Consider the following 23,737-nt stretch of genomic DNA (forward strand, 5'->3'; position numbering starts at 1 on the left):
AGCCGCGCATGGATCCCGAGCTGATTTCCGATTTCCTCAACGAGGCCCAGGACCTGATCGATGCCGCCAATGGCGATATCACGGCGCTGGAGGCCAACCCAGAGGACAAGGACCTGCTTAATCGGATGTTTCGCGCCTTTCATACGGTGAAGGGTGGAGCAGGCTTCATCGGAATCCATGCCGTCGTGGACCTGTGCCACAAGGCCGAGGACCTGCTGTCGGAGGTCCGGTCGGGGGCGCTTGCTCTTGATGACGCGGGTATCGATGCCGTTGCCCGCGCGCTGATGCAGACCGAGCACATGCTCGGACAGCTGGCCCAGGGCGCCGATATCGACCCGGCCCCGGAAGAAATCATGCAGGCCCTGCATGCCGCGCGTTATCCAGACGGCAAGAGCAGTGGGGATGAAATCAATGAAGATGATTTCGAAGCCCTGCTCGATCAGCTCTATGGCGAAGGCGGCGCGCCCGGTGTTTCCGTAGCCGCACCCGCAGCCGCCATAACGGCGCCGGAGACCGAAGCGGCACCGGCTCCGAAGACCCCCAGCCCGGCACCACGCGCCACGGAGCCCGCCAAAGCGGATAAGAGCGGTGGCGAAGCGGCACCCAAAAAAGGCAGTGCACCTGCCGAGGCACCGGTGCGCGTGGATGCCAAGCGGCTGGATCAGCTCATGGACCTGGTTGGCGAGCTGGTGCTGGTGCGCAATCGACTCAAGGCGCAGCCGGAAGGCCTGGATGAGGTTGCCCGTCGCGCCGTAGCCGAGCTGGACCACGTCACCGGTGCGCTGCAGCGCAGCGTCATGGCGGTGCGTATGCAGCCGGTAGGTCGACTGTTCTCGCGCATCCCGAGACAGGTTCGCGAGTTGGCGCGCAGTCTCGGCAAGAAGGTGGAGGTAGAGCTGGAAGGCGAATCGGCCGAGCTGGACAAGCACATGCTGGATGCGCTGAGTGATCCACTGGTGCATCTGGTGCGCAACAGCCTGGACCACGGCATCGAGAATCCTGCCGAACGCCAGGCCGCCGGCAAGCCCGAAGCCGGCACCTTGACGGTGTCCGCGCGGCAGGCCGGCGACCATATCGAGATCGACCTGATCGACGACGGCAAGGGCATTGATCCCGAAGTCGTCAAGAAGGTGGCGGTGGCGCGTGGTGTGATCACCGCAGACGCCGCTGCCGCCATGGATACGGAGACGGCGCAGGGCTTGATCTTTGCGGCCGGTTTTTCGACACGCGAGTCGGTGTCGGATGTGTCGGGCCGCGGTGTCGGCATGGATGTGGTCAACAGCCGCATCGTCGAGCTGGGCGGCAGCGTCTCCCTGCAATCGGAAGTCGGGCAGGGCACACGCATTCGCCTGCGCCTGCCGCTCACCCTGGCGGTGCTGCCGTCGCTGATGGTGCGGGTTGCCGACCGGGTCTTCGCCTTACCGCTGGCCGAAGTGCGCGAATTGAGCTCACTCAATGTCGAGCAGGTCGAGCAGGTCGGGCACCGCTGGCAGCTTCCGCTGGAGAAGAATGTATTGCCGCTGCGCTTCATGCGCGGCTGGATGGCGGGTGACGAGAGCACGCATCCGGGCTTGATCGTGCAGACCTTTGTCGAGCAGCAGCCCTGGGGGCTGGTCGTGGACAGCGTCATCGGCCGTGAAGATATCGTGGTCCGTCCCCTTGCCAAGCATCTGCGTCACATCCCGGGCTATAGCGGGGCTACGGTGACCGGGCGCGGCGAGGTGGCGCTGGTGCTGGATCCGCAGAGCCTGATTCGCGCCGGCGCCTATCGCAGGGTTGCCGCGTGATGGACAAGATGACGCCAATCGGGCTCCTCCTCGCCGCCATCGCGGTGGTGGGGGGCAGCGTGCTGAAGGGATCAGGGGTCATGGCGCTGTTGTCAGGTGCGGCCTTCGTCATCGTTCTTGTCGGCACCGTGGCGGCGATCTGCATCCATACGCCGCCAGCCACGCTCAAGCACGCGATGAAGATCTTCAAGTGGATCTTCCGTCCGCCAGCCCAGGAAGCCGAGGCCCTGATCAACGAACTGGTGGAATGGAGCAACCTGGCGCGCAAGCAGGGCCTGCTCGCGCTGGAACCAGCGGTGGAAGAGCAGAGCGATCCCTTCATCAAGAAGGGGCTGCAGCTGTTGGTGGATGGCTCCGAACCCGACGTCTTGCGCAGCACGCTGGAAGTCGAGATCGACGCCCGTGAGCACGGCGACAACGCCGGCGCCAAGGTCTTCGAGGGTATGGGCATCTATGCCCCTACGCTCGGCATCATCGGGGCGGTGCTCGGCCTGATGGCGGTCATGCAGAACCTCGCCGACCCGAGCAAGCTTGGCAAGGGCATTGCGGCCGCCTTCGTAGCCACCATCTATGGCATCGGCGCGGCCAATCTCTTCTTCCTGCCGGTGGCGGCCAAGCTCAAGGCGGTCATCGCCGACCAGACGCGTACCCGCGAAATGTTCGTGGAAGGCCTCGTCGGCATCGCCCGCGGCGACAATCCGCGCAATATCGAAGCGCGTCTGCGCGGCTTTCTGCACTAGGAGCAGACCGTCATGGGCCGCAAAGCCAAGCACGAAGATCACATCAACCACGAAGCCTGGGCCATTCCCTATGGCGATCTGGTGACCCTGCTGCTGGCCTTCTTCGTCGTGATGTATGCCGTGAGCTCGGTCAACGAGGGCAAGATGCGCGTGCTCTCCGACGCGATGATCGTGGCCTTTGGCGGTCCACCGCGCATGATAGAGCCCATCGAGATGGGCGATCTGGCACCACGGCGCGCGATGCGGGAACGCTCCATGGACTTGGTCTCGATCACGCGGCCGATTCCCCATCCCGCGGGCTTGCAGGCCGACATGCCGATGTCTCGGCTACCGCCGCAGCGCTCCACGGACAACGCCGCCAATCCGGACCTGGTGGAACTCGGCGCCGATCTGGAGCGCAAGCTGGCGCACCTGGTCGAGGAAGGGGCTGTACGTGTGCACAACGGCCGCGACTGGCTGGAAGTGGAAATTCAGGCCGACATCCTTTTCACCAGCGGTTCGGCCGAGCTGACGCCACCGGCACAGAAGGTCATTGCGGAAATCAGCACGATCCTGGCGCAGTTCCTGTACCCGCTGCGCGTTGAAGGCCACACCGACAATCTGCCGATCAGCACGGCGCGCTTTCCGTCCAACTGGGAGCTCTCCGCTGCCCGTGCGGCCAGCGTGGTGCACATGCTGCGCGGTGGCGGCGTACAGCCGGAACGCATGACCGTGGCCGGTTTCGGTGAGTTCCGACCGCTGCAGAGCAATTCCACCATCGAGGGGCGCAATCGCAATCGTCGCGTCACCATCGTCGTGCTCGCCGACGAGAATGTCGCGCCCCCCCAGCCGGGAGCCAGAGCATGAGTGTATGGGCCGTCGCCAATCAGAAGGGCGGAGTGGGCAAGACCACCACCGCCGTCGCCCTTGCCGGCATCGCTTCGGAGCTGCGCGAGCCCTGTCTGTTGATCGATCTTGATCCTCATGCCTCCGCAACCAGCTATCTGCGTGCGCGCGATGGCAGCGGTGCCGAACAGTTGCTGACTACGGGCAAGTCCGAGCCCTGCGCGACCACCGTCGACGGCATCATGATGCTTGGCGCCAACGCCCGCCTCGCCACCCTGGAACGCCAGCAGGGCGGTTCGGCAGGCATGGGTCGCCGGCTGGGCCAGGCGCTGCAGCCGCTGCGCGAGCGCTTCCCACGCATCATCATCGATACGCCGCCGATGCTCGGCGGCTTGCTCATCAATGCGCTGGCGGCCGCCGACGCCATTGTCGTGCCGGTACAAACCGATCCACTCGCGCTCAACGGGCTGGAAGGCTTGCTGCGTACGGTGGAAATGATGCGCAACGCCGGTGCCTCCGTGCCCGAGCCCATTCTGCTGCCCACCATCATGGACCGTCGGGTACGCATCGCGCACGAGACCCTGGCGGAGATCCGCGAACGCTGGGGTGACAAGGTCTTCGCCGGCGGCGTGGTGCCGATGGATACCCGCATTCGCGAAGCGGCACGTGACGGCAAGCCGGTGACGCTCTGCGCGCCCTACCGCCACGCATCCTCAACCTATGAAGCCCTCTACACCCATCTGGTCGGCGATGCGGCTTCCTCCGAAAAGGCAGCCTGACATGGTGGAAAACAACGACCTACAAGGGTTCTTCGACAGCATGCTGGCGCCGGATGACGCAGCGCCTTCGCCCCATGACCAGGTAGCAATGCCCAGCCCGATCGGCAATGGCACGACCGAGGCCACCATTGCGGACGAAGCCGTTGCCGCCGCGGAGCGCGCGCCTGCGGCGGTCATCAGTGCAGCCGCACAGCCCGCTGCCGCGACCGTCGCCACCGCCGTGCCACCACGGCCATCCAGCCCGACAAGACCCGCTGCATCGGCCGGGCTGGGCGGACAACGCAGCGAGCCGCCCAGGGGGATTCCGGTACAGGTGCCAGCGCCGATGCCGGAGGAGCCAAACCCGAGTGCCGAGCCCCCACGGGAGTGGGTGGTCTTCAATCTCGGGTCGCAGACCTATGCCTTGGATGTGAATCTGGTGCGCGAGATCGTACGCCCGCCGCAGATGGAACCGATGCCGCACGCACCGGACACTTTGGTGGGCATGGCCAATCTTCGCGGCATCGTCGTGCCGGTCTTCGATATTGCCAAGCTGCTCGGCTGGCAGCCGGAGGCCCGCGACGGGCTGGCGCGCGTCATCGTCATTGAGCACGACGACGATCTGCTGGGTCTGATGGTCGACGCGGTCCAGGAAATCCTGCGCTTCGATGGCGCCAAGGTGGAGCCGCCGCCTTCGGTGGGCGCAATCACCCAGCACGTGGTGGCACTGCTGCGGCGTCCCAACAGCCTGGTGCAGTTGCTCGACCCCAGCACCCTTTTCGCGCAGAACGCCTAGGCACCTCGATAGCGCTGTCGATGCATCGACAGTGACTGTCGACACGCTGACGCCGGCACGGGCGCCAGCGGCCTCTACAGGAGGCAAACACCGCCCCAGTGGCGAGCGACTCAACCCGAATAACCACTCATGCCGACCGCGCCGCCGCCGGTCGGCTTGAACGCTCATCCCATGCGCGATTGGCCGTTAATTGCTGCGTAGACCGCAATGACATCCAACAAGGAGTTGAGGCATGCCAGTCGAGTCGGACGTCACATCGGCCTCCATCACGCTACCTGCCGACCTGCATATGGGCGGCATTGAAAGTCTTCGTCAGACCTTGGTCGCCCATGTCGAGCAGGACGCCCCGCTGGCCGTCGATGGCGCTGCTGTCGACCGCGTGAGTACGGCCGGTATCCAGCTGCTCGTTGCCTTCTTCCGCGATCGCATGCTTGCGCAGCGGTCCACGCAGTGGACGCAGGTCTCGGACCCTCTGCGCGATGCCGTCCATTGGCTGGGTCTTGCTGAACATCTCGCGCTTTCCTCCCACCCACAGACCTCATAGAGCTGATTCATGCCACACATCCTGACTGTCGACGACTCCGCCTCCATGCGACAGATGGTCGCTTTCACGCTGCGCGATGCCGGCTACGAGGTCTCCGAGGCCGAAGACGGCACCGAAGCCCTGTCGATCGCGGAGAACGAGAAATTCGATCTCGTGCTTGCGGACGTGAACATGCCGAAGATGGATGGCATTTCACTGATCCGGAAGCTGCGCGAGCTTTCCGATTATCAGTACACCCCGCTGCTCATGCTCACCACCGAGTCCTCGATGGAACGCAAGACCGAGGGCAAGGAAGCAGGGGCGACGGGGTGGATCGTCAAGCCCTTCGAGCCCGATAACCTCGTGGCGACCATTCGCCGCGTGCTCGGTTAAGAGGCGCCGCCGTGGGGATCGACGTCTCGCGCTTTCGGGAAGCCTTCTTCGACGAATCCGAGGAAGGTCTCGCCACGCTTGAAGCCGGCCTGCTCGCACTGGAAAACGGCCAGGCGGATGACGACACACTGCATGCCGTCTTTCGTGCGGCGCATTCCATCAAGGGCGGTGCGGCGACCTTCGGCTTTCCCGATATCGCCGAAGTGACGCACCATCTGGAGTCGCTGCTCGATCAGGCACGCTCTGGCCAACGCACGCTTGGCAGCACGGAAATCAATGCCTTGTTGTCCGCGGCAGACTGCGTGCGCCAGCAGATCGAGGCAGCGCGCGCGGGGGAGGCGGTGGACGCGGCCACCCTCAAGCCCATTCTTGCGGCCTTGGAGGAATTGCACGACGCCTCGCCATCGAAGGCCGGACAAACCGCGAAATCGGATCCGTCGATGGCGAGCGCGCAGGCCGATTACCCGGCCGATCACGCCGGCTGGCATATTCATTTCGTGCCCGAGCCGCACCTGCTGAAAACGGGGAATGACCCGATCGGCATCCTGCGCGAGTTGCACCATCTCGGCGACTGTCGCGCGCAATGCGACATCACGGCCCTGCCGTCCTTGCAGGAACTCAATGCCGAAGCCCTGCTGCTGGCCTGGGATATCACTCTCGGCGGCGGCATCAGCGAAGCGCAGATTCGCGAAATCTTCGAGTGGGTCGAGGACGATTGCACACTGAGCGTGGAAGCCACCGTCGCCTCTGGCGCGAGCACTGCGGAGTCGGAATCAAACGCTCCGCAGAAGCCGGATACCAAGCGGGCGGCAACCGCTGCGGCACGCAAGGCAGCGCCTGCGCAGGCATCTGAGCAGGCGTCGATCCGCGTGCCGGTCGACAAGGTCGACGCCCTGATCAATCTGGTCGGCGAACTGGTCATCACCCAGGCGGCCATCGCGCAGGATTCGAGTGGACTGGACCCGGTGGCCAATGAGCGACTGCTCAACGGCCTGTCCGAACTGGAACGCAATACCCGGCATCTGCAGGAAGCCGTGATGTCGGTCCGCATGATGCCGGTCGGCATGGTCTTCAGCCGCTTCCCGCGCATGGTGCGCGACCTGGCGAGCAAGCTGGGCAAGCAGGTGCGGCTGCAGATGACCGGCGAGGCAACCGAGCTGGACAAGAGCCTGATCGAGCGCCTGTCCGATCCGCTCACGCACCTGGTGCGCAATGCCGTGGACCACGGTATCGAGACGCCCGAGAAGCGCGCCGCCGCCGGCAAGTCGCCGGAGGGCACGCTGTCTCTTGCCGCCCGGCATGAGTCGGGTCAGGTGCTGATCGAGATCAGCGATGACGGCGGCGGCCTCAACCGTGAACGCATTCTGGAAAAGGCCCGCGCCAACGGCATCATCCAGGAAGACCCTGCCAGCGATGAGGAAATCTGGCAGTTGATCTTCGAGCCTGGGTTCTCCACCGCGGAGAACGTCACCGATGTCTCCGGGCGAGGGGTGGGCATGGATGTGGTGCGGCGCAATATTGCCGCCTTGTCCGGACGCATGGACATCAGCTCCACGCCTGGTGCCGGCACCCGCCTCACCATCCGGCTGCCGCTGACGCTGGCCATTGTCGATGGCATGCAGATCGCTGTGGGGGACCAGGTACTGGTGCTGCCACTGGGCGAGGTCATCGAGTCGATGCAGCCGCGCCCCTGCGATATCGAAGGGGTGGCGGGCCATCCGCGTCTGCTGCGCATGCGCGGGGAGTTTGTCCCGATCGTACCCATGCGCGCCCGGCTCGGCACGCCAGGAGAGGCGCCGCCGCTGACCGAATCCATTGCCATTCTGGTCGAGGCCGAGGGACGTCGGATTGCGCTCATCGTCGACGAACTCATCGGCCAGCAACAGGCCGTCGTGAAAAGCCTGAGTACCAATTTCCGACGGGTCGACGGCATCGCGGGCGCGACCATTCTCGGCGACGGCCGGGTGGCGCTGATCCTCGATGTGGGCGACATCGTCCGCGGCCTGCGTCAACCGCAGGCTGCCTAGCCGCTTCCATCACGGAGTATCCATGCAAGCACAAGCCATTGCCGAACGCGCCACCGAGGAGAGCCACGTCAAAAGCGGGGCTTCGCGCGAATTCCTGACCTTTGTGCTGGGCGACGAGGAGTATGGCGTCGACATTCTCAAGGTGAAGGAGATCCGCGGTTACGACACCGTGACTCGCATCCCCGACGCGCCCTCCTTCATCAAGGGCGTCATCAACCTGCGCGGCACGATCGTGCCGGTGATCGATCTGCGCCTGAAGTTCAAGCTGGACAAGGCGGAATACGACGAATTCACCGTCATGATCGTGCTCAATCTCTCGGATCGCGTGGTGGGCGCTGTGGTGGACCGCGTCTCGGATGTCATCGCCCTCCAGCCCGACCAGATCTTCGATCCGCCCGAGTTCGGGCACACGGTGGATATCGCCTTCATCACCGGCCTGGGGTCGGTCGACGAACGCATGCTGATCCTGCTGGATATCGAAGGCCTGATGAGCAGCCGCGAAATGCAGCTGGTGCAGCGGCTGACCCAGTAACGCACACCAAGGACAACGCCCGTCATGATGCGCAAGCCCACTGGATTCTTCTCTCGCTTCGGCAAGCGCCACGCCGAGTACGTGAACGAGCTTGAGAACCGCGTACGGGCGATCAATGAAGGCATGGCCGTCATTGAATTCGACCTTAGGGGCAACATTCTCGATGCCAACGAGAACTTCCTGACGACGGTGGGCTACACCCTGCCCGAAATCCAGGGACGCCATCACCAGATCTTCGTCGACCCCGAGGAAGCGAGAACGCCAGCGTACCGCGAGTTCTGGGACCGCCTCGGGCGCGGTCTGGGCGAATCGGGGCTCTACCGGCGCTTCGACAAGAACGGCAATGAGGTCTGGCTGGAAGCCATCTACAACGCCATCCTCGACGCCGCCGGCCGCCCCATCAAGGTCATCAAGTACGCGATGGACCGCACGCAGGTGGCCAAGGACAACCAGCAGAATCTGCGCATCCGCGGTGCGCTGGAAAATGTGCCGACCAATGTGATGATCGCCGACAACGACCGGCGCATCGTCTACATGAACGCCTCGGTGCGCGAGATGCTGACGCACGCCGAAGAGGATATCCGCAAGGACGTACCCGGATTCACGGTCGATCAACTCGAAAACGCACTGATCGATCGCTTCCACAAGCACCCAGAACACCAGATGACCCTGCTGTCGCGGCTGGAAAGCAGTCACCGCACGCAGATGACGCTGGGTGGACGCACCTTCCGGCTGACCGCCAGTCCGATCTTCGAGGACGACGGCAGCCGCGCTGGCACGGTGGTGGAGTGGCTGGACCGCACGGCGGAAGTGGCGGTGGAGCAGGAGATCAGCGGGATTGTGCAGGGCGCGGTGAACGGGGACTTCTCGGCCCGCGTGGCGGTGGTGGACAAGGAAGACTTCTTCCTGCGGCTGGCCGAAGGCATGAACCAGCTGCTGGACACCAACGAGAAGGCCTTCAATGAGGTGCTGGGCATTCTGGGCAGCATGGCCGAAGGCGATCTGACGAAGCGGATCACGGCGGAATACTCCGGCACCTTTGCCAAGCTGAAGGAAGACGCCAACAGCACGATGGACAAGCTCACCGAGATGGTGGTGTCGATCCGTCAGGCCTCGGAGTCGATCAACGTGGCGGCGCGCGAGATTGCGGCTGGCAACAGTGATCTGTCCTCGCGCACTGAAGAGCAGGCGGCGAGCCTGGAAGAGACGGCCTCGTCGATGGAAGAGCTCACGGCCACGGTGAAGCAGAACGCGGACAACGCCAAGCAGGCGAATGAGCAGACCATCAGCGCCTCCAATGTGGCGACCCGCGGTGGCGAGGTGGTGCAGCAGGTGGTGACCACGATGAGTGAGATCAACGCCAGCTCGAAGAAGATTGCCGACATCATTGGCGTCATCGACGGCATTGCCTTCCAGACCAACATTCTGGCGCTGAACGCGGCGGTGGAAGCTGCCCGCGCGGGCGAGCAGGGCCGGGGCTTTGCGGTGGTGGCGGGCGAGGTGCGCAATCTGGCGCAGCGCTCGGCCTCTGCGGCGAAGGAGATCAAGCAGCTGATTTCCGACTCGGTGGAGAAGATCAGCGGTGGCACCGAACTGGTGAACCGTGCTGGCTCGACGATGGAAGAGATCGTGGCCTCGGTGAAGCGGGTGACGGACATCATGGCGGAGATCAGCTCGGCCTCGGCGGAGCAGAGCTCGGGCATCGAGCAGGTCAGCCAGACCGTGACGCAGATGGACGAGGTCACGCAGCAGAACGCCTCCCTGGTGGAGGAAGCTTCCGCCGCCGCACGCTCAATGGAAGAGCAGGCCAGGTCCATGGAGGCTCTGGTACAGCGCTTCTCTATCAGCGAAGCGATGACGCGCGAGCTGCAACGGCGCTCGCTGATGGTGCCTTCTTCAGAGGCAGGGCATCGAGCGGATGTCGATCCGCGACCGCGTGCGGAGACCGTGCAGAAGGCTTCTCCGGTCGCAGCCAGACCGCGCAACGGTCATTCCATCAACGGACATATGCCGTCCATCGCCCACAAGGCGCTGAACGGAAGTACACACGAGGAAGATCAGCAATGGACCAATTTCTAGTGTGCGAGGAGAACCAGCTCGCCCACGCAGTTACCCATAACTATTTCTAGACGAGCACCACCATGAGCAAGCCCCATAACATCTTTTCCCGCCTCGGCAAGCAGTACGCGACGCATGTCGCCGAGATGGAAAACCAGGCACGCGCGGTTCGCGAGGCGATGGCCGTCATCGAGTTCGATCTGCAAGGCAACATCCTCGATGCGAACGAACTCTTTCTGGGCGCCACCGGATACCGTCTCGAGGAGATCCGCGGCAAGCACCACCGCATCTTCGTGGACCCGACTGAAGCCGCAACGCAGGCGTACCGCGACTTCTGGCAGCGGCTGGGGCAGGGCGAACGCGAGGCGAGTCGCTACCGCCGCTTTGCCAAGGATGGCAGCGAAATCTGGCTTGAAGCCAGCTACAACCCGATCCGGGACGAGCACGGCCGTCCGGTCAAGGTCATCAAGTACGCCATGGACGTGACCCAGGCCGTGCGCAACGATGCGCACAGCCTGCGCGTCAGCCATGCCCTGGAGAATGTGACCACCAATGTGATGATCGCCGACAATGATCGGCGCATCGTCTACATGAATCCGGCGGTGCGCGAGATGCTCACGCAGGCCGAAGCCGATATCCAGAAGGAGATTCCGTCTTTCAAGGTCGACGGCTTGATGCATGCCTCCATCGACCGCTTCCACAAACATCCCGAGCATCAGGAGCGGATGCTGGCTGCCCTGCAGTCCACGCATCGGACCGAGATCAAGTTGGGTGGCCGCACCTTCGGGCTCATCGCCAGTCCCATCTTCGAGAAAGACGGCACCCGCGCCGGCACAGTGGTGGAGTGGCAGGACCGTACCGCCGAGCTGCAGCTGCAGCAGGAAGTGGAAGAGCGCGCGCGCAAGGAAAAGGCCATTGCCGAAGAGAACCTGCGCATCCGCAACGCGCTCGGCTCGGTCACTACCAATGTGATGATCGCGGACAACGACCGCCGCATCATCTACATGAATCCGTCCGTCGTCGAAATGCTGAGCGAGGCGGAGTCCGATATCCGCAAGGAACTGGGCGCCTTCGACGTCAAGAAGCTGATGGGCGCCTGCATCGACGGCTTCCACAAGAAGCCCGAGCACCAGCAGCGCATGCTGGAAGCACTCGAGCAACCTTACAAGACCGAGATCAAGCTGGGCGGCCGCACCTTCGGCTTGATCGCCAGTCCGATCTTCAGTGATGACGGCACGCGCGCTGGCACAGTGGTCGAGTGGAAGGACCGCACCGCCGAGCTCAAGATGCAGCGCGAGATCGAGGAACGGGCCGAGAAGGAGAAGGCCGTTGCCGAGGAGAATCTCCGCATCCGCAACGCCCTCGACAACGTCTCCACCAACGTCATGATTGCGGACAACGACCGCAACATCGTCTATCTCAACCACTCGCTGCACGAAATGCTGGCCAGTGTGGAATCGGACCTGCGCAAGGACCTGCCGCAGTTCGATGTGCGCAAGGTGCTGGGCACCAACATCGACAGCTTCCACAAGCATCCCGAACACCAGATCCGCGTCATCGACGCGCTGCGCGATACCTTCAGCACCCAGATCAAGGTGGGCGGCCGCACCATGTCACTGACCTTGAACCCGATCCACGACGATAGTGGCCAGCGTGCCGGTACGGTGGTGGAGTGGCTGGACCGCACGGCGGAAGTGGCGGTGGAGCAGGAGATCAGCGGGATTGTGCAGGGCGCGGTGAACGGGGACTTCTCGGCCCGCGTGGCGGTGGTGGACAAGGAAGACTTCTTCCTGCGGCTGGCCGAAGGCATGAACCAGCTGCTGGACACCAACGAGAAGGCCTTCAATGAGGTGCTGGGCATTCTGGGCAGCATGGCCGAAGGCGATCTGACGAAGCGGATCACGGCGGAATACTCCGGCACCTTTGCCAAGCTGAAGGAAGACGCCAACAGCACGATGGACAAGCTCACCGAGATGGTGGTGTCGATCCGTCAGGCCTCGGAGTCGATCAACGTGGCGGCGCGCGAGATTGCGGCTGGCAACAGTGATCTGTCCTCGCGCACTGAAGAGCAGGCGGCGAGCCTGGAAGAGACGGCCTCGTCGATGGAAGAGCTCACGGCCACGGTGAAGCAGAACGCGGACAACGCCAAGCAGGCGAATGAGCAGACCATCAGCGCCTCCAATGTGGCGACCCGCGGTGGCGAGGTGGTGCAGCAGGTGGTGACCACGATGAGTGAGATCAACGCCAGCTCGAAGAAGATTGCCGACATCATTGGCGTCATCGACGGCATTGCCTTCCAGACCAACATTCTGGCGCTGAACGCGGCGGTGGAAGCTGCCCGCGCGGGCGAGCAGGGCCGGGGCTTTGCGGTGGTGGCGGGCGAGGTGCGCAATCTGGCGCAGCGCTCGGCCTCTGCGGCGAAGGAGATCAAGCAGCTGATTTCCGACTCGGTGGAGAAGATCAGCGGTGGCACCGAACTGGTGAACCGTGCTGGCTCGACGATGGAAGAGATCGTGGCCTCGGTGAAGCGGGTGACGGACATCATGGCGGAGATCAGCTCGGCCTCGGCGGAGCAGAGCTCGGGCATCGAGCAGGTCAGCCAGACCGTGACGCAGATGGACGAGGTCACGCAGCAGAACGCCTCCCTGGTGGAGGAAGCTTCCGCCGCCGCACGCTCAATGGAAGAGCAGGCCGGAACGATGGAGAAGCTGGTGCAGCAGTTCCTCATCAGCGAAGAGGCGGCGCGTGAAGTGAAGCGCCGTCGCCAGGAAGCGATGGATGCCCTCGCCGAAGGCAATGACAAGACCCCGGTGCGGAACGGCGCCCATTACGCGGCGCAAAAGCAGGGCAACTCCGGAGGCTCAGTAAAGGCTGGAGGGAGCCACAACGGCAAGAACGGCAAGGCTGCGCCGACCTGGGTTAATGGCCATGCCGCCTATGGCACGCCTTCCGTGAGCACGGGAAGCGACCATGACGACAACGAGCAGTGGACGAGCTTCTAGGCGCCAGGGCCATGAAAAATCCGCTCTCGCTGGTGGTTCGTGAGATTCCCCCAGGTGTCGCTTCCATGGCACGCGTGTTCGCGGCCTGGGGAGCGGGCTTGGACGGAATGGGTGTGAACGACTACGGAGCGCGTCTCTCGGCGCGCTCCCTGCCGCCACCGGCCCGGACGGGGCAGCGTCCACCGGGGGTGCCTGGATGAGCGAATTTGCCTATACGGACCGAGATTTTGACCGCATCCGCGCCCTGATCCGTCAGCGCGCGGGCATTGCCCTGGCGGACGGCAAACGGGACATGGCCTACAGCCGTCTCGCGCGGCTGCTGCGCAAGGCGCATCTGCGCAGCGTCAACGACTACCTGGATCAGCTGGAACGGCAGGGTACGACGGACGATTGGCAGGATTTCATCAATGCCCTGACCACCAATCTCACCAGCTTCTTCCGGGAATCCCACCATTTCGACATGCTGCGCGAGCTGCTGCGTCGCAAGGGCGCACCGGCACAGCAGCGTATCTGGTGCGCGGGCGCCTCCACCGGTGAAGAGGCCTGGACACTGGCCATCACGGCCTGCGAGGCCTTCGATTCGCTGCAGCCCCCGGTCGAGATCATCGCCACCGATATCGACACCGCCTGCCTGCAGACTGCACGCCGGGCGGTGTACCCGCTGACCCGCATTGAGGGGCTGTCCGAAGCGCGCAAGCGTCGTTACTTCCAGCGTGGTACTGGCAACAACATGGGGAGTGCCCGCGTGATCCCATCGCTGCAGAAGCTGGTCAGCTTCGCGCCCAGCAATCTGCTGGACCGGCAGTGGCCGGTGCAAGGGCCGCTGGATGCCATCTTCTGCCGCAACGTCATGATCTACTTCGACAAAACGACCCAACGTCGATTGCTCGAACGCATGGCGCCGATGTTGCGGCCTGACGGACTGTTTTTTGCAGGGCATTCCGAAAGCTTCTTTCACGCTGCGGATGTCGTACGGGCCTGCGGACGAACCGTGTATGCGCCCGTCCGGTCCCGGCATGTCGGTTTTGCGGCATGAATGCTTTGGCAACCATCGACGGCTACATCGATACACAGCTGGACGCGCGGGTGATCAAGATTCTCCCGGGCGAACACCAGGCCTTGAAGGCGCGTTCGCGCTCGGGGCAGCCCGTATTGGCCACCACGCTGGGCAGCTGCGTCGCCGCCTGCATTTATGAGGAGGGCGACTCGGGCATCGGCGGCATGAATCATTTCCTGCTGCCAAATGGTGACCAGGCCAGCGGGCGCTACGGCGTCTATGCCATGGAGCTGCTGATCAACGATGTACTCAAGTTGGGCGCGCGTCGCGACCGGCTGCGCGCCAAGGTCTTCGGAGGTGGTGCCGTACTCGCCGCCGTGACCAGCATCGATGTCGGTCGACAGAACGCGACCTTCGTCAAACGCTTTCTTGCAACCGAGGGCATCCCCATCACGGGTGAGGATCTGATGGGACCGCATCCGCGCAAGGTGCTCTTCTTTCCGGCGACCTCCGAAGCACGCGTGCGTCGTCTTCCCCTGGCACACAGCCTGGAGTTGGCCGATGCCGAGGCCCGGTATCGCGAACGCGTGGCTCAGTACCAGAAGCCTCGAGTGGAACTTTTCTCATGAGCACCCCCATTCGTGTACTCCTAGTGGATGATTCCGCGGCCATGCGCGCCCTGCTGCGCGAGCTGCTCGCGGATACGGCAGACATCAATGTCATTGGCGAGGCGGCCGACGCCTACGAAGCGCGCGAGCGCATCAAGGCGCTGAACCCGGACGTGATCACCCTGGACGTCGAGATGCCGAGGATGAACGGTCTGCGCTTCCTCGAGAATCTGATGCGCCTGAGGCCGACACCGGTAGTGATGGTGTCCTCACTGACCGCGAAAGGGGCGCAGACCACGCTGCAGGCCTTCGCGCTTGGCGCGGTCGAGGTCCTGCAAAAGCCATCGGGCACGACCAATGCCGAGCTCGCCGCAGCCAAGGACGAGCTGGTGCGCGCGATCCGCGCGGCCTCGAAGAGCCGGCCGCGCATGCGTCAGGCCGCGCCGGTCAGCCCCAATAAATTCGCTGGCAATATCGCCACGGCGAGCAAGTTCTGCCTGATTGGCGCCTCGACCGGTGGAACCGAAGCCATCCGCGAGGTACTGGCAAACTGGCGGCTGCCCGAGGTTGCCGTGCTGATCGTGCAGCACATCCCGCCGGCCTTTTCCGCCTCCTTTGCCGAGCGCCTCGATCGCAGCAGTCCACTCTTCGTGCGGCACGCTGTCGACGGACAGGCCCTGCAATCGGGGCACGCCTATGTCGCGCCGGGCGGCCTGCATATGCGCATGGTGCGCTCGCGCGGCGGCTATGGCATCCAGTTGGACGAAAGCCCGCCGGTCAATCGGCATCGTCCCGCCGTGGACGTGCTCTTCGATAGCGCGAAGACCTTCAAGCACGATTGTGTCGCCGCTGTCCTGCTGACCGGCATGGGCGACGACGGTGCGCGCGGCATGGAGGCCCTGCACGAACTGGGCGTCTTCACCATTGCCCAGGATGAAGCCACCAGCGTCGTCTGGGGCATGCCGGGCGTTGCGGTTTCCCTGGGGGCGGCAGATCGGGTCGTGCCCTTGCAGTACATCGCCCAGACAGTGGCCGATGCGGCCCGTACCCGGTCATCAAGTTCCTCCCTTGCTGGCCGATATTCCGAAAAGAGGATTTCAACATGAGACAGGCCATGATCAAGCATTTCGCTCCCGCCGCATTGCTTTCCCTCGTAGCCCTGCTGCTACCGATAGCAGGGGTCCCCGCCTGGGCGGTGGCGGCGGCCAGCGCCGTCGCCTTCGCGGCCTGGGCGGTATCGCTGTGGCTGGCATTGCAGCATGCGCCCGACGCGACAAGCAGCGCCGGCGACCATCAGCTGCTCGAGCAACTGGGCGAACGCGCGGATGAAGAGATCGGTGGCGTCTTCCATGAAATCGGGCGCGTGCGCGGCCTGATATCCGAAGCCATCGGTAGCCTCAGCAAGAACTTTTCCGATATGGCGGCTCAGGCCAAGGAACAGGAACAGTTGGTGCGTCGCCTGGCGCAGCCGGAAGGGCGGGACATCAGCGTCAGCAACTTCGCAGAGGAAACCCAGCAGTTGATGCAGGCCTTTGCCGGACGGCTGTCCGATGTCGGCAAGCGTTCGGCGGCAACGGTTGCCCGGATCGACGACATGGCGCAGCGCCTGGACGGCATGTTCGTGCTGCTTGAGGACGTCAAATCCATCGCCGATCAGACCAATCTGCTTGCCCTGAACGCGGCCATTGAGGCGGCGCGCGCCGGTGAAGCCGGTCGCGGCTTTGCGGTGGTCGCCGAAGAGGTGCGTTCGCTGTCGCAGCGCTCGAACAGCTTCAACGAGCAGATTCGCAAGCTCGCGACGGAAGCCAAGGAATCGGTGGCTTCGGCACGCGAGGCGGTCGAGCAGATGGTGGATCAAGACAGCGATCTGTCCGCGGAAGCCTCGCGTCAGACGGAGGCCCTTGTGGGCCACGTGCGCGCCATTCGCGAAGCCCTCGACCGCACCGCGGAGCAGGCGACCAAGGGGAGCCAGAAGGTGGGGCGGTCGGTGGATGAGGCCGTGCGTGCACTCCAGTTTGACGATATCGCCACGCAGGCGCTGGGCGCGGCTGAGGTCCACCTGAAGCGATTGCAGGACACCGCAGATGCTGCCAATGGCGTGACCAAGCGGGGTGTGGACCCGGCGCAGGCGCTGGCATCGAAGGAAGCCGCGCGCTCGAAGGTCGTCGAATTGAACCGACCCGTGCACAAGCCGGTCTCCCAGTCGGACCTGAAGGCAGGTTCGGTTGAACTCTTCTAAAGCAAGAAGGATCGCCGAAACAGAACAAGCGCGCTGCCGCCGCGCGTTATGATCAGGCATATCAGAAAAGCGACAGCGAGCGTGCGAGATGGGAGGAATGGCAACGGGCGGTCATCGCTCACGGCGATGGGCTGACTGGGCACAGGGGCTTGCGGCAATAGCGTGGCTCTGGATGGCAACGCCGGTACTGGCGGAGGCACCGCCGGACCGGACGGCGCTCTATGCACGCTTCGACAGCCTCACCGCACAGGCCATCGCCCAGCTCCCGCTGCCGGAATCCGGTCGAACCCCAAATGCCCTCGTCTGGTACGTGCAGTCGGAGGGAGGGCTTGGTGACGTCTCGGTAGGTCTGCATGAGATTACCGATGCCGAATTGGTGCGATTCGATACGCGGATGGGGGCGGGCAGCCGGCGTGCAGCGGGTGAGGCGGAATTCCTTGGCCGTGCCCCGCATCCCGGTCCGGGGACCTACCGGCTCACCGTGCGCTACGACGAAGCCATGGCAGTGCATGCCATGGAGTTGGAACTGAAGGGGGACGAGCGCCTCATCGAACTGCAGTTGCCGGAGGATGCCGAGGCCTTGCCTGACCTCATTCTGTGGGGTGAACGCGACTCCGGGGGCTTCTTCCAGTCGCTGGTGCGCTGGATTGGCCTGTCCGTGCAGGTCGACCATCAGCGCAACAGCCTGTACACGCAAGCGCTTCAAGCGCCCGACGTGCGTCTCGGCCGGCAGCAATGCCAGCGCGGCGACGCCACTTCCATCGACGGATTGCTGCTGTTGCGCGCTGCCGTCGAAAGCTACCCGGAGACGGTTCCCGCCTCGCTGGCCAGCAGCTATGCCCAATGCGTGCTGCAGCGCGGCTACCGGGCCGAGGCCGAGCGCGTACTGCAAACGGTGTCGGAAGCAGCGCTACCGTACGAAACGCTGATCGACCTCGGACTTGCCTTTGCCGATATGGACACGGCTCGCGGTGCACTCGATCAGTCCATTGCCATCCTCCAGGCGAGCAGGGACCTCGACCCACTCGAAAGCGACATCGAGCTGCGCGATCGCCTGTCGGTCGCCTTGTTGCGTGCCGGCCGGAGTGCCGAGGCGTTGGAGGTGCTGCAGCGTGGTCCGCATCTTCAGGTCGGGGAAATCTGGGGCGAGGGCGAGGCGGCCCATCCCACCCTGTTCTTCATGCTGCTCAACTACGGCATCGCACTCGCACAGCAGGGCAAGCTGGTGGAGGCCATGTCGGTCTTTGACCTGGTGGCGGCGCGCACAACCCGCGGCCCAGTGGGCCAGACGCTGAGTGACCAGGCCAATCACATGCTGGGCTGGGCCCTGCTGCGCCAGCGCCAGGGGCGCGAGGCCGCTGCGGCCTTCGACCGGGTGTCACTCGACGGGCCCTATGCCGAAGGCGCGCTGCTGGGCCGCGGCTGGGCCATGCTCACGGGAGAGAATCCCTCTCTCAAGCGCAAGAATATTCCGGATCTCAGCGCCGGCGGTCTCAATGAAACCGCGCTTCGCGCCTTGTTCAAGACAGGAACCATCGGCTGTTTCGAATTGCAGCACTTCATCGACACCGTGTCCGCGTGCCGCAACGCCAGCCGCTTCGAGCGGGCACAGGTCCCTGATTCGGCGGCGACGGCGCAGCAGAACGCCATGCCGTTCTGGGACGCGCTGTTTGCACGCAACGCCCGAGATCCGAGCGTCATTGAAGGCTATCTGGCCGCGGCTGATGCCGCCTTCGCCGTAGGCGATGGATGGCAGGGCATCGACCTGCTCGAACAGGTGCTGGACCGTCTCGATGTGGTGCAGACGCGGTGGAACGCGACCATGGATCTGATCGAAGCGGGCGCTGCGCCGACCCTGACCTCCGCCCGACTGGACCATGATCCGTCCAGCGCCGCAGCGGATCTGCACTGGTGGCTCAGGGAGTGGGTGACGCGTCCGGAGACGGTGGCCCTGCAGGACAGCTTTGCTGCCACGGCACCGCTGGTGGCACGACTGCGCGAGCAAGAAGACGAAGCTGCCACGCGGACGGTGGAGGCGCTGCTCACGCTGCGCCAGGCCCTTGCCGTGGCCTACCGCGCCAGCGCGGCGGAGGCGATGGAGCAGGTCTGGCAGCGTTATGCCGAGCACCGCGTCAACGCACAGCTGGGGCTTGCGCGGGCCTACGACCGGGCGCTTGGCGGGCCGTGAGACGGCGCGATTCGGGAAGCGACTAGAGCGGAGGATCTTCGCGCAGTTCGGCCAGCATCTGCTCGACTTTCGCCAGGGCGCGTGCCGGGTCTTCGCACTCCAGGATCTGCTGCTTGCGCTCGGGGGTCACGGGCAGCAGCTCTGTCAGCCGGTTGGCCACCCAAGCGGCGTCGTCGAGCCGTTTGGGCGAGGGAAACTGGGCGTCACCGATCTGGGTGATGGCGCGTTCCAGCAGTTCGGCGAGGTGGCTGTGTGCGTCTGGCACGGGGAGGGGGTCGGGTGGTTCAAGCAGGCGCACGGTGGCCATGAGCAGGCCGTCGTCGCGGGTCCAGCTGTCTTGGACGGTGAAGCGATTTTCGCCGGTGGCCATCAAGGTGTAGCGGCCCGGCTGCGGTTGCTCCCACTCCCGGATACGCGCCGTACAGCCCACCCCGTGCGGCACTGCAGGCTGACCGGTCTCAAAGCCGGCCCGGATGAGACAGACACCGAATACGCTGTTGGTGCGCAGGCAGGTCTCGGTCATGGCCAGATAGCGCGGCTCGAAGATGCGCAATGGCAGAAAGCCCGCAGGAAACAGGACACTGCGCAGCGGAAAAAGGGGGATTTCCAGCGATGGGGCGGGATCCGTCATGCCGCACAGCATACGTGCCATGCCCTGTCGGCGGGATGGCGTCCAATCACAGCCCACCGTCCACATTGAGGAGGTGATGAGAGGGTGCGGCGGTATCATGGCGCATGCCCATGAACGACGCGCCTGCACCCATACCCCGCGGCCTGGTGCTGCTGCTCGGCTCCATCATGGCCTTCGGTCCGCTGTCGATCGACATGTATCTACCCAGCCTGCCCACGCTGGGCGAGGTCTTCGGGGCGACCGAGGCGCGGGTGCAGCTTACCCTCAGTGCCTATCTCCTCGGCCTGGCGGTAGGGCAGCTCATCTACGGGCCAGTGGCGGATCGATGGGGCCGTCGGCGGCCACTGCTGTTCGGCATCGCGCTGTTCACCATTGCATCCATCGGTTGCGCGCTGGCAACCAGTATTGATGCCCTCATCGCATTACGCGCTCTGCAGGCGCTGGGCGGGGCTGCCGGCATGGTCATGGTGCGCGCCGTCGTGCGCGACCTGTTCAGCGCGCAGGGCGGCGCACGCATGTATTCCATGCTGATGCTGGTGATGGGTGCAGCACCCATCCTCGCCCCGGCACTGGGTGGTCAGGTATTGATCTGGATGGGTTGGCGCTGGATCTTCGGAGCGCTGGCCTTGATGGGGCTCATCTGCTTCACGGCTGTTGCACTGCACTTGGCGGAGACGCTGCCCGAAGGCGTGATGCGAACCAACCGGGCGCGGCCTGTCAGTCGTGTGGCGGGCGATTACCGCCGCGTGTTGACGCATCCGCAATTTTTCTTCTGTGTGCTGACCGGGGCCAGCTCCCTGGCGGCGCTCTTTGCCTACATTTCCGCGTCGCCCTTCGTGCTGATCGACCTTCTCGGTGTCGAGCCGGCAGCCTACGGCGTCTGGTTCGGCCTGAATGCCGCGGCCTTCATTGTCGGCTCCCAAGTCAACGCGCGTCTGCTGCGGCATCGTCGACCCGAACAGATCCTGCCCTGGACCGTCGGCGCCTTTGCCGTGGCGACGCTGGTGATGCTCGCGGTCTGTGCCAGCCCCGCCTTCGGCTTGTTCAGTTTTCTATGCAGCATGGCCGTGGTGCTGTTCACGGTGGGCTGTACGCTGGCCAACACGACGGCGCTGGCACTGCAGCCCTTTGTCTATGAAGCCGGCGCTGCCTCCGCACTGCTGGGCACCATGCAACTCTCCGCCGGCGCTGCCGCCGGCATCGCGGTGGCGATCAGCTACAGCGACAGCCCGATTCCGCTGGCCGTTGTTGTAGCCGCTTGCGGGATCATCGCCTTCGCGGCTTTCGCACGCGGCCAGCGCTATCTTGTAGCCGAGTTGGCGTAAGGCGTCGAGGTACGAGAGCGCTGATCGCCCCTCGTCCTCATCCGCCTAATGCCCCCTCATCCCCGGCCCTTCTCCCCGACGGGGAGAAGGGAGAAAAAGCTCTCTACGTGCCAAGGAACACGAGAGCTCCTCGCCCCTGAGGGGAAGAGGGGTTGGGGTGAGGGGAGCAGCGCAAGCTGCGCATTCAGCATCAGCAGTGCGCGAATCTGACGCGCGTCACGCGCCTCCTCTTTCTCCAGCCTCAGTCCCCGAGGGGGGAAGGGAAAGGCGCGCTTCGCTGCATGTTCAAGACGCAGCACAGAAAAGCCCCTCGCCCTCTGGGGAGAGGGGTTGGGGTGAGGGGACAGCGTCAGCTGCGCATGCAACATGAGTAGCGATCGAATCTGACGCACGTCGCGCGCCTCCTCTTTCTCCAGCCTTAGTCCCCGAAGGGGGAAGGGAAAGGCGCGCTTCGCTGCATGTTCAAGACGCAGCATAGAAAAGCCCCTCGCCCTCTGGGGAGAGGGGTTGGGGTGAGGGGACAGCGTCAGCTGCGCATTCAACATCAGCAGCGATCGAATCTTACGCGCGTCGCACGCCCTACTCATCAAAAGCCCTTCGACCCTCGGGGAAGGGGCGGGGGCGCTGCATGGTTAAGATGCAGCACAAGAGAAGCCCCTCGCCCCTCTGGGGAGAGGGGTTGGGGTGAGGGGGTGAGGGGGCGAGAGGGCGAGGGCGCGGATATAAAGGCTGCACCACCCTGCCACACAGCCTTCACCACATGACGCTAGCCTTCACCGATTCAGGCCAGTGAGGGCGTGCAATGTCTGACACCAATGTGACGCGGCGGCGCATTCTGGGTGCGGCACTCGCGCAGGGCGTCCGGCGGGTATCGGCGCCCCTGGTGATGACCGGCTTCGTGCGGCCGGCGAGGGCAGCAGTCGGCCAGCTTCGCGCCGGCCCCATGCGTGGTCACTGCACGCCGCGCAGTGCCTGGTTCTGGCTCCAGACCGAAGGGGCCTGCGATGTGCGCCTTGAATATTGGGACCTTCAGAGCCCTGGCCAACGGCTACTGACTCCGGTGACGCGGACCCAGCCCGCAGAAAGTCATTGCCTCCACGCACGCCTGGGACAGCTCGTGCCCGGAGCCAGCTACGCCGTTCGGCTCTTGATTGATGGTGAGGAGGTCACCGAGGCGCCGGTCGTGTTCCGCACGGAGGCAGCCTTCCAGCGCGGTGGACAGGCCGCGGATGCCACGCTACTCGCCGGCAGTTGTGCGCGCACGCACGATCCGCTGTTTGGCGAATCGGCGCCCACGGACGGGCGTTACGACATCTTCACGACCGTGGCGCGGGAACAGGCCGATGCGATGGTCTGGCTGGGTGACAACGTCTACTTCCGCGCCGGTAGCGGCCACCTTCGCGCCTTTGACCGCGAAGGCATGGATCATCGCTATCGTCACACGCGCGCATTGGAGGCGCTGCAGCCGCTGCTGCGTGGGCCGCGACATATCGCCATCTGGGACGATCACGACTACGGGCCGAACAACCCGGGCCAGGAATGGATCTTCAAGGACACCAGCCTCGCGCTGTTCAAGCGTTATTGGTCCAATGCCAGCTATGGCCTGCCCGGCCTGGACGGCGTTTTCGGCGTGGACCGTGTCTCGGATGTGGATCTCTATCTGCTGGATGGCCGCTACTACCGCGACGATCAGTATCTGAAGGGCGTGCCGGACAAGCAGATGCTGGGGCCCGGGCAAATACGATGGCTGCAGAACAGCCTGTTGCAGTCCACCGCACGCTTCAAGCTGATCTGTAATGGCACTGGCGTGCTGACCAACTGGGTCATGCAGGGCCAGGATTGGGCCTACGCACCGGAAGGGTGGAGCAACTTTGTGGCAGAACGCGAAAGCTTCATGCAGTGGCTGAAGACCAACGATGTGCGCGGCGTGCTCTTCCTGAGCGGCGATCGCCACTTCACGCAACTGCTGCGCCAGCAGCGTGAAAACACCTATCCACTCTACGAAATCGTGACCTCGCCGCTCACGGCCGGCCCGGCGCGCGACCTCGGCAATGAGGGCGACAACCCCTTGCTGGTCGAGGGCACGCTGCACGCGCGTCACAACTATTGCCGGATTCATGCAACCGGCGCGGCGGAGGATCGGCGCCTGGAAGTCTCGGTACGCGGTACTCAGGGCCAACTGCTCTGGGAGCACACGATCACGGCGGCCGAACTCGGTAACTGATCGGCGCTTTCGGCACACGCACTGCGCGCTGCTGCGCCGCGCGGCGGCGAAAGGCACACTTGTCGCCTCCATTACGACAAGGAA

At 64.4% G+C, this 23,737-nt stretch carries 19 protein-coding genes; 18 read left to right on the forward strand and 1 reads right to left on the reverse strand.

Annotated elements, in window-relative coordinates:
• Positions 1-8 precede the first annotated feature (8 nt).
• From ACOOFO_RS07810 to ACOOFO_RS07885, 16 genes are all read left to right on the forward strand, one after another.
• The gene (locus tag ACOOFO_RS07810) at positions 9-1,787 is read left to right on the forward strand and encodes a chemotaxis protein CheA (RefSeq protein WP_420426237.1); all 1,779 of its coding nucleotides are present in this window, start codon (positions 9-11) and stop codon (positions 1,785-1,787) included.
• Positions 1,787-2,527 carry a flagellar motor protein gene (locus ACOOFO_RS07815; protein ID WP_420429678.1) on the forward strand — a complete coding sequence of 247 codons (741 nt, stop codon included), beginning with the start codon at positions 1,787-1,789 and terminating at the stop codon, positions 2,525-2,527. Before ACOOFO_RS07810 ends, ACOOFO_RS07815 begins: the two co-directional genes overlap by 1 nt.
• Before the next feature lie 12 nt (positions 2,528-2,539).
• Positions 2,540-3,373 carry a flagellar motor protein MotD gene (gene motD / locus ACOOFO_RS07820; protein WP_420426238.1) on the forward strand — a complete coding sequence of 278 codons (834 nt, stop codon included), beginning with the start codon at positions 2,540-2,542 and terminating at the stop codon, positions 3,371-3,373.
• The gene (locus ACOOFO_RS07825; RefSeq protein WP_420426239.1) at positions 3,370-4,131 is read left to right on the forward strand and encodes a ParA family protein; all 762 of its coding nucleotides are present in this window, start codon (positions 3,370-3,372) and stop codon (positions 4,129-4,131) included. Before motD ends, ACOOFO_RS07825 begins: the two co-directional genes overlap by 4 nt.
• A 1-nt stretch (position 4,132) precedes the next feature.
• Entirely contained in the window at positions 4,133-4,906 is a 774-nt protein-coding gene (locus ACOOFO_RS07830) for a chemotaxis protein CheW (RefSeq protein WP_420426240.1), read from the forward strand.
• Positions 4,907-5,138: 232 nt separating this feature from the next.
• Positions 5,139-5,450, forward strand: coding sequence for an STAS domain-containing protein (locus tag ACOOFO_RS07835; RefSeq protein WP_420426241.1), 312 nt, complete (start codon positions 5,139-5,141; stop codon positions 5,448-5,450).
• Positions 5,451-5,459: 9 nt separating this feature from the next.
• Complete coding sequence (locus ACOOFO_RS07840) at positions 5,460-5,822, forward strand: response regulator (protein ID WP_420426242.1); 363 nt, start codon at positions 5,460-5,462, stop codon at positions 5,820-5,822.
• Between the two features lie 11 nt (positions 5,823-5,833).
• The gene (locus ACOOFO_RS07845) at positions 5,834-7,849 is read left to right on the forward strand and encodes a chemotaxis protein CheA (protein ID WP_420426243.1); all 2,016 of its coding nucleotides are present in this window, start codon (positions 5,834-5,836) and stop codon (positions 7,847-7,849) included.
• A gap of 22 nt (positions 7,850-7,871) precedes the next feature.
• Positions 7,872-8,381 carry a chemotaxis protein CheW gene (locus tag ACOOFO_RS07850; protein ID WP_420426244.1) on the forward strand — a complete coding sequence of 170 codons (510 nt, stop codon included), beginning with the start codon at positions 7,872-7,874 and terminating at the stop codon, positions 8,379-8,381.
• Positions 8,382-8,408: 27 nt separating this feature from the next.
• Positions 8,409-10,460, forward strand: a complete 2,052-nt coding sequence (locus tag ACOOFO_RS07855; RefSeq protein ID WP_420429680.1) for a methyl-accepting chemotaxis protein — start codon at positions 8,409-8,411, stop codon at positions 10,458-10,460.
• 62 nt (positions 10,461-10,522) lie between these two features.
• On the forward strand, positions 10,523-13,441 hold the full coding sequence (locus ACOOFO_RS07860) for a methyl-accepting chemotaxis protein (protein WP_420426245.1): 2,919 nt from the start codon (positions 10,523-10,525) through the stop codon (positions 13,439-13,441).
• A gap of 196 nt (positions 13,442-13,637) precedes the next feature.
• Positions 13,638-14,477 carry a CheR family methyltransferase gene (locus ACOOFO_RS07865; protein WP_420426246.1) on the forward strand — a complete coding sequence of 280 codons (840 nt, stop codon included), beginning with the start codon at positions 13,638-13,640 and terminating at the stop codon, positions 14,475-14,477.
• The gene (locus ACOOFO_RS07870) at positions 14,474-15,067 is read left to right on the forward strand and encodes a chemoreceptor glutamine deamidase CheD (RefSeq protein ID WP_420426247.1); all 594 of its coding nucleotides are present in this window, start codon (positions 14,474-14,476) and stop codon (positions 15,065-15,067) included. Before ACOOFO_RS07865 ends, ACOOFO_RS07870 begins: the two co-directional genes overlap by 4 nt.
• Positions 15,064-16,152: a protein-glutamate methylesterase/protein-glutamine glutaminase gene (locus tag ACOOFO_RS07875; RefSeq protein WP_420426248.1), complete on the forward strand. Its 1,089-nt coding sequence runs from the start codon at positions 15,064-15,066 to the stop codon at positions 16,150-16,152. Before ACOOFO_RS07870 ends, ACOOFO_RS07875 begins: the two co-directional genes overlap by 4 nt.
• An 8-nt stretch (positions 16,153-16,160) precedes the next feature.
• The gene (locus ACOOFO_RS07880; RefSeq protein ID WP_420426249.1) at positions 16,161-17,285 is read left to right on the forward strand and encodes a methyl-accepting chemotaxis protein; all 1,125 of its coding nucleotides are present in this window, start codon (positions 16,161-16,163) and stop codon (positions 17,283-17,285) included.
• Positions 17,286-17,457: 172 nt separating this feature from the next.
• Positions 17,458-19,473 (forward strand): hypothetical protein, encoded by a 2,016-nt coding sequence (locus ACOOFO_RS07885; RefSeq protein WP_420426250.1) that lies wholly within the window; start codon positions 17,458-17,460, stop codon positions 19,471-19,473.
• Between the two features lie 22 nt (positions 19,474-19,495).
• On the opposite strand, the gene ACOOFO_RS07890 is transcribed toward ACOOFO_RS07885, so the two are convergent.
• Entirely contained in the window at positions 19,496-20,104 is a 609-nt protein-coding gene (locus tag ACOOFO_RS07890; RefSeq protein ID WP_420426251.1) for an LON peptidase substrate-binding domain-containing protein, read from the reverse strand.
• A 110-nt stretch (positions 20,105-20,214) separates the two neighbouring features.
• Between ACOOFO_RS07890 and ACOOFO_RS07895 the strand changes: the two genes are divergently transcribed.
• Entirely contained in the window at positions 20,215-21,429 is a 1,215-nt protein-coding gene (locus ACOOFO_RS07895; RefSeq protein WP_420426252.1) for a multidrug effflux MFS transporter, read from the forward strand.
• An 802-nt stretch (positions 21,430-22,231) separates the two neighbouring features.
• Positions 22,232-23,653: an alkaline phosphatase D family protein gene (locus ACOOFO_RS07900; protein ID WP_420426253.1), complete on the forward strand. Its 1,422-nt coding sequence runs from the start codon at positions 22,232-22,234 to the stop codon at positions 23,651-23,653.
• Positions 23,654-23,737 lie beyond the last annotated feature (84 nt).

It is taken from the genome of Algiphilus sp. (assembly GCF_965216485.1).
GTDB lineage: Bacteria > Pseudomonadota > Gammaproteobacteria > Nevskiales > Nevskiaceae > Algiphilus.